The sequence below is a fragment of the Rhodopseudomonas pseudopalustris genome (genome assembly GCF_900110435.1).
In the GTDB taxonomy this organism is placed as follows: Bacteria; Pseudomonadota; Alphaproteobacteria; order Rhizobiales; family Xanthobacteraceae; genus Rhodopseudomonas; species Rhodopseudomonas pseudopalustris.
Genome location: NZ_FODT01000014.1, coordinates 37,917 through 49,603 on the forward strand (window position 1 = coordinate 37,917; position 11,687 = coordinate 49,603).

Annotated in this window: 11 protein-coding genes; 5 read left to right on the plus strand and 6 right to left on the minus strand. The window is 66.6% G+C overall.

All coding sequences use genetic code 11. The annotated features are described in order from the left end of the window. Positions 1–2: 2 nt before the first annotated feature. Both BMY71_RS21550 and BMY71_RS21555 read left to right on the plus strand, forming a co-directional pair. The gene (locus tag BMY71_RS21550) at positions 3–1,145 is read left to right on the plus strand and encodes an acyl-CoA dehydrogenase family protein (protein WP_092686111.1); all 1,143 of its coding nucleotides are present in this window, start codon (positions 3–5) and stop codon (positions 1,143–1,145) included. A 15-nt stretch (positions 1,146–1,160) separates the two neighbouring features. Next, a complete protein-coding gene (locus BMY71_RS21555; protein ID WP_092686112.1) occupies positions 1,161–2,357 on the plus strand; it encodes an acyl-CoA dehydrogenase family protein in 1,197 nt (398 codons plus the stop codon). Between the two features lie 198 nt (positions 2,358–2,555). Here the strand turns inward: BMY71_RS21555 and BMY71_RS21560 are convergent, their stop codons facing one another. From BMY71_RS21560 to iorA, 6 genes are read right to left on the minus strand one after another with little or no spacing between them, the layout of a single operon-like run. Further along, complete coding sequence (locus BMY71_RS21560) at positions 2,556–3,890, minus strand: phenylacetate--CoA ligase family protein (protein WP_092686113.1); 1,335 nt, start codon at positions 3,888–3,890, stop codon at positions 2,556–2,558. A gap of 20 nt (positions 3,891–3,910) precedes the next feature. Beyond that, positions 3,911–4,468: a 2-oxoacid:acceptor oxidoreductase family protein gene (locus BMY71_RS21565; RefSeq protein WP_092686114.1), complete on the minus strand. Its 558-nt coding sequence runs from the start codon at positions 4,466–4,468 to the stop codon at positions 3,911–3,913. Positions 4,469–4,482: 14 nt separating this feature from the next. Continuing rightward, complete coding sequence (locus BMY71_RS21570; protein ID WP_011504390.1) at positions 4,483–5,313, minus strand: thiamine pyrophosphate-dependent enzyme; 831 nt, start codon at positions 5,311–5,313, stop codon at positions 4,483–4,485. Next, positions 5,313–6,473, minus strand: a complete 1,161-nt coding sequence (locus BMY71_RS21575; RefSeq protein WP_092686115.1) for a 2-oxoacid:acceptor oxidoreductase subunit alpha — start codon at positions 6,471–6,473, stop codon at positions 5,313–5,315. The genes BMY71_RS21570 and BMY71_RS21575 overlap by 1 nt, the downstream gene beginning before the upstream one ends. Then, positions 6,470–7,417, minus strand: a complete 948-nt coding sequence (locus BMY71_RS21580) for a 2-oxoacid:acceptor oxidoreductase family protein (RefSeq protein ID WP_011504392.1) — start codon at positions 7,415–7,417, stop codon at positions 6,470–6,472. Before BMY71_RS21580 ends, BMY71_RS21575 begins: the two co-directional genes overlap by 4 nt. Continuing rightward, positions 7,414–9,237, minus strand: a complete 1,824-nt coding sequence (gene iorA, locus BMY71_RS21585) for an indolepyruvate ferredoxin oxidoreductase subunit alpha (protein WP_011504393.1) — start codon at positions 9,235–9,237, stop codon at positions 7,414–7,416. The genes BMY71_RS21580 and iorA overlap by 4 nt, the downstream gene beginning before the upstream one ends. 263 nt (positions 9,238–9,500) lie before the next feature. Here iorA and BMY71_RS21590 point away from each other — a divergent pair, with 263 nt between their 5' ends. The 3 genes from BMY71_RS21590 to BMY71_RS21600 all read left to right on the plus strand — a co-directional run bounded on the left by BMY71_RS21590 (position 9,501) and on the right by BMY71_RS21600 (position 11,683). Beyond that, positions 9,501–9,767, plus strand: coding sequence for a hypothetical protein (locus tag BMY71_RS21590; protein WP_011504394.1), 267 nt, complete (start codon positions 9,501–9,503; stop codon positions 9,765–9,767). Between the two features lie 196 nt (positions 9,768–9,963). Continuing rightward, positions 9,964–10,866: a CHAD domain-containing protein gene (locus BMY71_RS21595; RefSeq protein ID WP_244526133.1), complete on the plus strand. Its 903-nt coding sequence runs from the start codon at positions 9,964–9,966 to the stop codon at positions 10,864–10,866. 28 nt (positions 10,867–10,894) lie between these two features. After that, complete coding sequence (locus BMY71_RS21600) at positions 10,895–11,683, plus strand: hypothetical protein (protein ID WP_041806116.1); 789 nt, start codon at positions 10,895–10,897, stop codon at positions 11,681–11,683. Positions 11,684–11,687: the final 4 nt, after the last annotated feature.

Here is an 11,687-nt window from a genome sequence, read left to right on the forward strand (position 1 = left end):
CGATGGATCTCACGCCCAGTGACGAACAGCGGCTGCTGCGCGAAAGCGCCGACCGCTTCATCGCCGAGACCTACACGACGAAGCTGCGCGAGCACAACGCCAGGGAGCCGTTCGGCTTCAGCGAGGCGATCTGGAAGCAGTTCGCCGATCTCGGATGGCTGGCGCTGCCGCTGCCCGAACAGCATGGCGGCATCGGCGGCGGCGCGATCGAAGTCGGTATCCTGATGGAAGCGTTCGGCCGCGGTCTCGTCAGCGAGCCGTATCTGTCGACCGTCGTGCTCGGCGCCGGCCTCGTCGCCGAACACGGCCGCGACGAACAGAAGGCGGCGCTTCTGCCGCAGATCGCGGAAGGCACGCTGCGGCTGGCTTTCGGGCATGCCGAACGCGCGGCCCGCGCAAACCTGTCGCGCGTCGACACCAGCGCCCGGAAGGACGGCGATGGCTATGTGCTCGATGGCGCCAAAGTCGCGGTGCTGGACGGCGCGTCGGCAGATCAGCTGATCGTCTCGGCGCGGCTGGCGAACAACGGCAGCGGCTCGTTGCGGCTGTTCCTGGTGCCGCGCGGCGCGGACGGCCTGACGCTCGCCGACTATCCGCGGCTCGGCGGCGGACGCGCTTGCAATCTGACGCTGCAAAGCGTGCGGGTGCCGGCCGACGCGATGCTCGGCGCTGACGGCGATGCCTATCCGGCGGTTGAAGCCGTGGTCGATCGCGCGCTCGCTGCGATGTCGGCCGAAGCCGTCGGGATGATGCAGACGCTGACCGACAAGACGTTGGACTACACCAAGGTGCGCAAGCAGTTCGGCAAGCCGCTCGCTGCCAATCAGGTGATCCGGCATCGCCTCACCGACATGTCGGTGCAGGTCGATGAAGCGCGGTCGATGGCGCTGCGGGCCGCGCTGAAGGCCGACGCCGACGCCGCCGAACGCGGCCGCGCCGCCTCCGGCGCCAAGGCCAAGATCGGCAAGGGCGCGCAGTTCGTCGCCGAGCAATCCGTGCAGTTGCACGGCGGCATGGGCGTCACCGAGGAACTCGACGTCGGCGCGTACTTCAAACGCCTGCTGGCGTTCGAGACGCTGTTCGGCGGCAGCACGCACCATTATCGCCGCCACGCCGCGCTCAGCGGCCGGCTCGTCAACGCCTAGCAGCGAGGCATCGACATGGACATGACCTTCGGCGACGCCGAACTCGCCTTCCAGCAAGAGGTCTGCGACTTCATCGCGGCCAATCTCACGCCCGACATGAAGCGGGCGGAGTCGCTCAACGCCTCGGTGTTCTCCGAGCCGGAGACCGGCGTGCCGTGGCAGCGCGCGCTCAACGCCAAGGGCTGGGGCGCACCGGGCTGGCCGGTCGAATATGGCGGCACCGGCTGGACGCCAGCGCAGCGCTGGATCTTCGAGACCGAATGCGCCCATGCGGGCGTGCCCTCCCCGACGCCGATGGGCGTCAAGATGGTCGGGCCGGTGATCATCGGCTTCGGTTCGCCGGAGCAGAAGAACTACTTCCTGCCGCGGATTCTGTCCTGCGAGGATTATTGGTGCCAGGGCTATTCGGAGCCCGGCTCGGGCTCGGACCTGTCGTCGCTGAAGACCCGCGCGGTCCGCGACGGCGACGAGTACGTCATCAACGGCACCAAGATCTGGACCACCCACGCGCACAACGCCAACATGATGTTCGCGCTGGTGCGCACCAGCGATGAGCCGCGGCAGCAGGACGGCATCAGCTTCGTGCTGATCGACATGAAGAGCCCCGGTATCACCATCCGCCCGATTCTCACGATCGGCGGCGACCACGAGGTCAACCAGGTGTTCTTCGACGACGTCCGGATTCCGGCGTCCAACCTGGTCGGCGAGGAAGGCAAGGGCTGGACCTACGGCAAGTATCTCCTGGAATTCGAGCGCGGCTCCGGCATTGCCTCGGCGAAGCTCCGCAAGGCGCTGCACAGAACGGCGGCGCTCGCCGAGTCGGACGCGACCGGCCGGGCGATCGAGGATCCGGACATTGCGATCCGGATGTCGGAGGCCGAGGTCGATATCGATGCGCTGGAAATGACCGAGCTGCGGGTGCTCTCCGCCCTGCAGAACGGCCAGAACCCCGGCGCGGTGTCGTCGATCCTGAAGCTGCGCACCAGCGAGATCTACCAGGCGGTGAGCCGGCTCGGCGTCGACGTCATCGGCAACGATGGCCTCTATGTCGAACCGACCCGCCCGCTGCACCGGCTCAACGCCCCGCCGGCGATTCCCGAGGACGAACTCGCCGTGATGCCGACGCATCTCAACGGCCGCGCCTACACCATCTTCGGCGGCACCTCGGAAATCCAGCGCGACATCATCAGCAAGCTGGTGCTGGGGCTGTAGGCGGCATCCGCCTCGCCCGACACGAAAGCCAGGACTGCCTACCCCGGATGCTGCGCAGCCCGCCACCCTGCGGCGTGGTGCGCTGCTGATCCGGGGCCCCGGTTATTGGCGGCCCCGGGTCAACCGGGTCCCGGGTCTGCGGAGCAACACTGCGTGCTGCACCGCGCCCGGGACACGAAGCAACTCACTGTGGTTGCCTCAAATATTCCGCTGATCCTTCACCCGCACCGCCTTGCCCTGCGAGCGAGGCACTTCGCCGGGCGCCTTGACGGTGACCTTGCAGGTGACGCCGATCAGCGACTTGATGTGATGCGTGACCTCGGCGGCCTTGTACGCCAGCGAGGCGTCGTCGCGCGGCGCATCCGGGGCGATCTCGACTTCGACGGTCATGGCGTCGAGCGCCTTGTCGCGGGTCAGCACGATCTGGTAGTGCGGCGCGATGCCGGGGAAGCCGACCAGCACCGACTCCACCTGCGACGGATAGACGTTGACGCCGCGGATGATCAGCATGTCGTCGTCGCGGCCGGTGACGCGCATGATCCGCAGATGGGTGCGACCGCAGGCGCAGGGCTCGGTCGAGAGGCTGGTGATGTCGCGGGTGCGATACCGGATCATCGGCAGCGCTTCCTTGGTGAGCGTGGTGATCACCAGTTCGCCGGTCGAGCCGAGCGGCAGCGGCTGCAGCGTTTCCGGATCGATGGTCTCGAACAGGAAGTGATCCTCCCAGCCGTGCAGGCCGTTCTGCGCGACGTGGCATTCGCAGGCGACGCCGGGGCCCATGATCTCCGACAGGCCGTAGATGTCGATCGCCTTGATGCCGAGCCGCGCCTCGAGGTCGCGCCGCATCGCGTCGCTCCACGGCTCGGCGCCGAACAGCCCGACGCGCAGCGGCGCCTTGCGCAGATCGACGCCCATCTGCTCGGCGACTTCGGCGATGTTGAGGGCGTAGGACGGCGTGCTGCACAGCACGTCGGCGCCGAAATCCATCATCAGCGTGACCTGACGCTCGGTGCCGCCGCCGGAGATCGGCACCACCGTGCAGCCGAGCCGCTCGGCACCGTAATGCGCGCCGAGACCGCCGGTGAACAGGCCGTAGCCATAGGCGTTGTGAACGATGTCGTCCGGCGAGGCGCCGGCGCTGACCAGCGACCGCGCCATCAGGTCGGCCCAATTATCGAGATCGTTCCGGGTGTAGCCGACCACGGTCGGCTTTCCGGTGGTGCCGGATGATGCGTGAATTCGCGGCAACTGATTGCGCGGCACCGCGAACATGTCGAACGGATAATTGTCGCGCAGATCGGTCTTCTTGGTGAACGGAAACTTCGCGAGATCGGCGAGCGACGTCAGCTCGGACGGCTTGACGCCGGCGGCGTCGAACGTCCGGCGATAATGCGGGACGTCGCGATAGGCGCGCTCGACGATTTTGCGCAGCCGCTCGAGCTGCAACGCCGCGAGCTGCGGCCGCGGCATCGTCTCGATGGCACGGTCGTGCATATAAATCGGCGTTTCGCGGAGAGCGGTCTGCGCACCCATGACGATGATCCTTTGAAGTATCAGGACGCGGCGAGAACGGCGGGCGCCGACGCCAGCGCATAGCCGGCGGCCAGCGCGTCCATGTTGAGATCGAGGAAGCCGCGCGGCGACGAAGCGCGGATCACCTGCTCGACCGATTTGCGCTTGCAGATGTCGGTCATCGCGACCAGCACAGCGAGGGCGACGATGTTGGTGACGCGTTCGCTACCGAGTTCGATCGCGGTGCGGCTGAGCGGAAGCTGATGCCGCTGGCCCGCGCCCTCCGGCAGCTCCGGGCACAGCCGCGTATCGGCGATCACCAGCGCGCCGGCCTTCAGCCGCGGCCAGGACGGCTTGATCGCGATCTTGTCGAGTAGCACCAGATGATCGAATTCCATCGGCAGCGGATAGTCGACCTCGCCGCTGGCCACCACCAGATCGGCGTTGCAGAAACCGCCGCGCGAGGTCGGCTCGTAGGTTTGCGATTGCGCGACGTGGCGGCCTTCGAGCGCCAGCGCATCCGCGAGCAGCTTGGCGCTGAGCAGGAGCCCCTGCCCGCCGGTGCCGCCGAAACGCAGTTCGATCCGGGATTTCGGCATGGTCTCGCTCCCTGTTACTTGCCGGCGCGCGCGGCGGCGGCGGCGCGCAAGGCCGCGCCGTATTCCGGCCGGTTGTTGCGGGCGAGAATGCCGGTCGGCAGATCGGTCGAGCGGAACGGCTCGTCGACGCTGTCGCGATAGGCGGACGGCCGGATCTCGCTCTTCTGCCGCATCACCATTTCGGACGACGAGCCCATGTCGTTCTTGCGGCCATAGACCTCGGTGCAGTCGGACAGTACCTCGATGAAGGCGAAGCCGGGATGTTGCAGGCCTTCCTTCAGCAGCTCTTTCATCTTCGGGACGTGGCGCGTCATCTCGCGGCCGACGAAGCCGGCGCCGGCGGCGGTCGCCAGCGCGCAGGCGTCGAAATTCGGCTCGGTGTTGCCGTGCGGCGTGGTGGTGGTCAGCCGCGTCTCCGAAGTGGTCGGCGACACCTGGCCGCCGGTCATGCCGTAGATCTCGTTGTTGAGCATCAGGCAGGTCAGCTTGAGGTTGCGCCGGCAGGCGTGGATCAGATGATTGCCGCCGATCGCCAGACAGTCGCCGTCGCCGGTGATGACCACGACGTGCAGATCCGGCCGCGCCAGCGCCAGACCGGTGGCGTAGGCCAGCGGCCGACCGTGGGTGGTGTGGAAGGTATTGGCGTCGATATAGGCCGACAGCCGTCCGGCGCAGCCGATGCCGGAGACGACCGCCAGCCTGTCGCGGTCGATCTGCAATTCGTGCAGCGCCCACAGCAGCGCGCGCAGCGCCATGCCGTGGCCGCAGCCGGGGCAGAGGAAATGCGGCATCATCTCCTTGCGGAGATAATCGCGGACGTCGAAATGCGGCGCGTCCCTGAACATCAGACCTCCGAAGCGAGTTTGGTTGCGGCGCTGGCGATCTGCGCCGGCGTGATCGGCTCGCCGCTGATCAGATGCAGGCCTTCGACGCGGCGGTCGCGCAGTTGGCGTTCGATCTCAAGCCGGAGCTGGCCGATGTTGAGTTCGGGCACCAGGATGGCGCGGGCGTTCTTGGTGGCTTCGCGTAGCGCGATCTCCGGGAACGGCCACAGCGTGATCGGACGGAACAGGCCGACCTTCTTGCCATGCGCGCGGCACAGATCGACCGCGCGGCGGGCGGCGCGGGCGCTGATGCCGATCGCGACGATCACCACCTCGGCGTCCTCGCAGCGCACCGCCTCGAAACTGTCGATCAGGTCGCGATGCTGATCGAGCTTGGCGAACAGCCGGCCGAGATTGCGGTTGACCGTCTCCGGATCCTGGCTCGGGAAGCCGCTCTCGCTGTGGGTCAGGCCGGTGGTGTGGATGCGATAGCCGTCGCCGGGCCGCGCCATCGGCGGCACCAGATCGTCGCCGACGGCGAACGGCTTGTAGCTCTCGCGCGGACCGCTGGCCCATTTGCGCGTCGCATGCGCCGGCGGACGACCGCCGAGCGAGACCGTCTCCGAAGACTGCGCGATCACCTGATCGTACAGCAGCACGACCGGCGTGCGGCAGATCTCGGCAAGATCGAAGGCGCGGATGGTCTCGTCATAGATCTCCCGCGCGGAGGCCGGCGCCAGCACGATCATCGGATAGTCGCCGTGGCTACCGTAGCGGCTCTGCATGATGTCGGCCTGAGACGGCCGCGTCGGCATTCCGGTCGAGGGGCCGCCGCGCATCACATTGACGATGACGCAGGGAATCTCCGCGCCCGCGGCGTAGCCGATGTTCTCCTGTTTCAGCGAGAAGCCGGGACCCGACGTCGCGGTCAGCGCCTTGACGCCGCCCATCGAGGCGCCGATCACCGCGGCCATCGCCGCGATCTCGTCTTCCATCTGAATGAACACGCCGCCGGCCCGCGGCAGCATGGTCGACAGCCGCTCGGCGATCTCCGAGGACGGCGTGATCGGATAGCCGGCGAAGAAGGTGCAGCCGGCGTCGATGGCGCCCTGCGCGCAGGCGGCGTTACCGGAAAGAAGTTTCGCCGCGGGCTTGGCGTGCGATCGGTCGATCACATTCATCGCACCGCCTCCATCGCGGGCTGCTCGGCATCCAGATGGACGCGGATGGCGAAATCCGGACAGAGCCATTCGCACAGCCGGCATCCGGTGCATTTCTCCGGCGCGGTCATTTCGACGATGCGTTCGGCGTTGAGCGTGAGACAGCGCTCGGGGCAGAGCTTGACGCAGATCTCGCAGCTCTTGCACCAGGCGTCGGTGATCTCGAGCCGCGCCGAATAATGCGCGTGTGTCGAAGCCGGCCTGGCGGCTTCGTCGGCGGCGGGCGGCGGGCTCTTGGCCTCCGAAATCCAGTTGCGGCCGAGTTCGAACGCCGCGGTGTTCACCGCGATGGTCTTTTTCGGCACGAAGCTGGTGACGGTCTTCTCCCACTCCGGCAGCGAGAATTCGAGCACCGTCGACAGCGCCCCGAGCAGCACGACATTGGCGGCGCGTTCGTTGCCGAGGTCTTCCGCCATCCGTGTCGCGTCGATCGCATAGGCTTCGGAGACGTAGGCCGACACCTGTTCGGCGGTCTCGGTCGAATAGCGCAACGGCGCGCCGAGGCGGCGGTTGAGGCAGGCGAAGGGCGGCACGATCCGCTTGGTGTCGCAGATGAACACGCCGGTGTCGCGCTTCAGATGCGGCAGCCAGCGCAGGCCCTCGGCCCATTCCAGCGCGATCAGCACGTCGGCTTCACCCTTGGCGATGGTCGGCGACCACACCCGTTGACCGAAGCGGACGTGGCTGAACACCGCGCCGCCGCGCTTCGCCATGCCGTGAACTTCGCTCTGCTTGACCTCGAAGCCGTGCGCCTGCGCCAGCGACGCCAGCACCTTCGAGACCATGATCACGCCCTGGCCGCCGACGCCGACGATCAGCACGTTGGTGGGCTCGGCCAGCGCCGCGTTGAAGGCGACCGGCTCGCTGTCCGCGTTGAGGGCGGTGACCTTGCTCTGCTCGTTCATTGCGTCACCGGGGGCGTTGCGATCTTGATGCAATCGATGGTGCAGACCTGGGCGCACAGCGTGCAGCCGATGCACGACGCCGGATCGATCTTGACCCGGTGGCGGCCTTCGAACCATTCGTCGCTCCAGGTCAGCGCCGGGCAGCCGAGATTCATGCAGGACTGACAGGCGGTGCACTGGCTGGCGTTGATCTGAAGCGGCGGCCCCTTGATCTTGATCGGATCGAGCACGCAGGGCCGGTTCGAGATCAGCATCGCGACGCCCCGATAGGCGATCGCCTCGCGCAGCAACTGATGCACCGCCGCGAGATCGTAGGAATCCACCTTCTTGATCCATTGGACGCCGCAAGCGCGCGCCAGCGCCTCGTAGTCGACCTGCGGCGCCGGCTCGCCGCGTAGCGTCTTGCCCGTGCCCGGATGCTCCTGACCGCCGGTCATGGCGGTGATGTGGTTGTCGAGCAACAGCACCGCGATGTTGGCCTGGTTGTAGACGGCGTCGATCAAGGCCGGCAGGCCGGCATGCAGGAAGGTGCTGTCGCCGATCGTCGCGACGATCGGTTTCGTCTCGCCGGCTTTCGCCATGCCCACCGCATTGCCGATCGAGGAGCCCATCGACACGCAGGTGTCGAGACCGCGCAACGGATCGAGGCAGGCTAGCGTGTAGCAGCCGATGTCGCCGGCGACGCGGGCGCCGGAGGCGCGCACCGCCATGAAGGTCGAGGTATGGGGGCAGCCGGCGCATAGCACCGGCGGACGCACCACCGGCTCCGGCGTCCAGGCATTGTGCTGCACCGGCGCGGGAAGAATGCCGGCCTGCACCAGACCGGCGCGCACCACCTCCGGCGAAAACTCGCCGGCGCGCGGGAAGAACCGCTTGCCGTCGACCTTGATGCCGAGCGCTGCGATCTCCTTCTCGATGATCGGCTCCAGCTCCTCGACCACGAAGACGCGATCAACCGAGGCGCAGAAATCTCGCAGCAACTGCTCCGGCAGCGGCCACGATGCGCCGAGCTTCAGCACGGTGGCGTTCGGCAGCACCTCGCGGACGTAAGGGTAGCAGGTGCCGGCGGTGACGATGCCGAAGCTGGTGTTACCCTTTTCCCATTGGGTGATCGGCGACTCCGCCAAATAGTCCTTCAGCTTGCCCTCGCGCTCCAGCAGCACGAGATGGCGGCCGCGGGCATGGGCCGGGATCATCACGTTCTTCGACGGCTTCTCCAGAAAGCCGCGCGAGGCGACCTCCTCGCGGACGCCGACCGTGACGGTGCTGCGGGTATGCGACAACCGCGTCGTGCTGCGCACGATCACCGGCGTGTCGAACTGTTCGGAAATCTCGAACGCCAGCCTGGTGAGATCGTAGGCCTCCTGCGCATCGCTCGGCTCGAGGACCGGCAAGGTCGCAAGCTGTGCGTAGATCCGGCTGTCCTGCTCGTTCTGAGACGAATGGATACCGGGATCGTCGCAGACGATCAGCACCAGCCCGCCATTGACCCCGATGTAAGTAAACGACATCAGCGCGTCGGCGGCGACGTTGAGGCCGACATGTTTCATCGCGCACAGCGCGCGGCTACCTGCGAACGATGCGCCGATCGCAACGTCGAGCGCGACCTTTTCGTTGGTCGACCACTGCGCATGAATATCTTCGGCTGGATAGTTCGCGAGATTCTCGAGAATTTCGGTGCTCGGCGTGCCCGGATAGGCGGCGGCGACCCGCACCCCCGCCTCCCAGGCGGCGCGCGCGATCGCTTCGTTTCCAGTCAGCGGGCGAAGCTCCTTCGCGTCGCTTTTCAGCGCCGCAGCGGCTTGCCATGGTGTGTGCATGATGAGCTCCCCCCAAGCGCACGCCACTCCGGCGATTAGCTTTCAAGGGGCCCTGTTTCCCAGTTTTACCACCCCTCGTATTTGCGATAAGTCAACGGGTGCGGCAGATCGTCATCATGACTACGACGACCGGACTAATCGGCTGATGGCGGGGTTTTGTGCTGAGTCAATTCAGTGCAGTGCCGTGCGAGCTACAGCTACGCGGGAATGGATCGCAACGCGGTCGCAGATTAGTTGAACTTTAGACTTAGAATGAGGACGAAATGACAACGACTCCGGACAAGCATGTCGAAGCGCGGATGGCCCGGATCGAAGCGGCGGTGCAGCGTATGCAACTCGTCATCGTGGTCGTGGTCGGCGTCGTGGCCATCCTGTGGTGTCTCGATCTCGCGGTCCGGATCAATCCCGATCCGGAGTCGGCCGCCTGGTTCTTCGGCGGACAGGCGATCGCGGCGCTGATCGGCATGGCGATCGCCTTCGCCGCAGCGAAGCTGATCGGCTATCCGCTACAAGTTCTCAAGCGCGCGTAACAGCGGTCCGCGCCGCGCGACGATTTTTCACGGCTGCGCAGCCTCGGCCGCAGGGCCCATTTCGGCCAGAATGCTGCTACAATGTCCGGGCGGATGGACGCCGCTGCGGGACAACATGCGTCGAGTTCTCGGAAATACTGTGGCCGCGCCGGGTGTTGCGGAGCGCAAGACGGCTGCGCCTCGTGCTGCTCCGGCTGTGCGTAAAGCTCCCGCGACGGACGATATCGTGCTCGCGCCGGGCATCAGCACAACCGACGCGTTCAAGACAATCGCCGGCACACTGGTCGGGCTGATCGAAGCCCAACGAGCCGCCGTGTCGAAGCGCGATCCCACGGGCGTCCACCAGATGCGGATCGCGCTGCGCCGAACGCGCGCCGCGATCTCGGTTTTCGCCGATCTGGTCGACGGCCCCGAGGCCGAGCGCATCAAGCGGCAATTGAAGTGGCTCACCGGACGATTGGGTCCGGCCCGCGACCTGCATCTGATGGATTTAAGGCTGCAGGAGACGAGCAAGGGCGGCTCGGACACGTTGCGCAAGCAGGTGGCGGCCGATCGCAGCCGCGCTTTCGACATTGCGAGCCGGACCGTCGCCTACAAGCGTTTCGAAAAGCTGCTCGACGACCTGCGATCCTGGATCGCGGCAGGCGACTGGGGGCAGACTTCGAAAGACATTCCCGAGTCCGCCAAGACATTCGCCAAACAAACGCTGGCCAATCGCGCGAACAGACTGATCAAGAAGCTCGACAGACTGGACGAGCTGGACGACGAGCAGCGCCACCGGGTTCGGATCGCCGCCAAGAAACTGTACTACGCTGCGGGCTTCTTCGAGAGCCTGTTCACCGGCCCCCGCAGCGGCAAGCGGCTGACCAGCTTCCGCACGCAATTGAAGGAACTGCTCGACGCGCTGGGCGCCCTCAACGACGCTGCGGTGCAGCGCGAACTGGCCGCCCGAATCGCGAGCCATTCGCAACACAAGGCGGCCAGCGCCGCGGCCGCGAAGGAACTGGTGACCGTCGACGACGCGGCGACCCGGAAACAGCTGAAAGCCGCAGTCAAGGCCGCCAGCAGGCTTGCGGACGCCCCGCGTTTCGGTGATTGACCACGCAGCGACAACGCTGATGGAGCCGATGCAGCCAGACCCGCACCCCCTCGTCGACGCCGCGACGACCTCGCGTTTCGCCGTCACCCGGCGATGGCTGGCGCGCGTCTCCGGCTGGTCGGCGAAGGCGACGTTCCGGATCAAGCGCGGGCCGCCGGCGGTGACGATCGAGGAACTCGGCAAGAGCTGGGAACTGACCGCGGAGCACCGCGCCGCGCTGCTGCAGCTCGGCGCCACCAAACCCGGCGCGGCCTTCATCGACGAGAAGGTCGCCAACATCAACCGCGCTGCGTTCCACCGCTCGGCTTTCGCGCTGAACGCCGTCACGCATCTGCTGTTCGTCGACCTCGCGGCGCAGCTGTTGCTGTCGCTGACCGAACTGAAACTGGCGCTGGTGGCGCTCAATCTGCTGCTGGCGCTGGTGGCACATCTGCAGATGCGCGAGAATTTTCGCGCGTTGCTCGCCGGTCCGCGCGCGCTGCCGAAGAAGCGGCGGATGTGGGGGCTGTTGTCGAACCCGCGCTACAACAAGGCGGTGAAGAAGAGCTCGAAGCCCTATGCGCGCAGCGCGTGGAAGGAAATGACGCTGTATCGCAGCGCGTATTTCTTCAACGCCGCGGCGATCTTCCTCGGCTCGCAATTCATCCTGCCGCCGGAGCGTCTGATCTTTCCGTTCGGATTCCTGATCGGCAAGATCACCGGGCTGGTGACCACCATCGTGATGTTCTTCGACGGCTGGCGCGGCATCCGCGCCGGCGACGACGCCCGGCTGGCGCGCGAGCGCGAAGTCTCGGTGTATCGCAATCTCAAGATCTGAGCGC

What these genes read in the sequence shown, in the direction of transcription:
- BMY71_RS21580 (WP_011504392.1), bottom strand. Translation starts at nt 7,417, where the DNA reads ATGAACGAGCAGAGCAAGGTCACCGCCCTCAACGCGGACAGCGAGCCG.
- BMY71_RS21565 (WP_092686114.1), bottom strand. Translation starts at nt 4,468, where the DNA reads ATGCCGAAATCCCGGATCGAACTGCGTTTCGGCGGCACCGGCGGGCAG.
- BMY71_RS21555 (WP_092686112.1), top strand. Translation starts at nt 1,161, where the DNA reads ATGGACATGACCTTCGGCGACGCCGAACTCGCCTTCCAGCAAGAGGTC.
- BMY71_RS21560 (WP_092686113.1), bottom strand. Translation starts at nt 3,890, where the DNA reads ATGGGTGCGCAGACCGCTCTCCGCGAAACGCCGATTTATATGCACGAC.
- BMY71_RS21575 (WP_092686115.1), bottom strand. Translation starts at nt 6,473, where the DNA reads ATGAATGTGATCGACCGATCGCACGCCAAGCCCGCGGCGAAACTTCTT.
- BMY71_RS21570 (WP_011504390.1), bottom strand. Translation starts at nt 5,313, where the DNA reads ATGTTCAGGGACGCGCCGCATTTCGACGTCCGCGATTATCTCCGCAAG.
- BMY71_RS21600 (WP_041806116.1), top strand. Translation starts at nt 10,895, where the DNA reads ATGCAGCCAGACCCGCACCCCCTCGTCGACGCCGCGACGACCTCGCGT.
- BMY71_RS21590 (WP_011504394.1), top strand. Translation starts at nt 9,501, where the DNA reads ATGACAACGACTCCGGACAAGCATGTCGAAGCGCGGATGGCCCGGATC.
- iorA (WP_011504393.1), bottom strand. Translation starts at nt 9,237, where the DNA reads ATGCACACACCATGGCAAGCCGCTGCGGCGCTGAAAAGCGACGCGAAG.
- BMY71_RS21550 (WP_092686111.1), top strand. Translation starts at nt 3, where the DNA reads ATGGATCTCACGCCCAGTGACGAACAGCGGCTGCTGCGCGAAAGCGCC.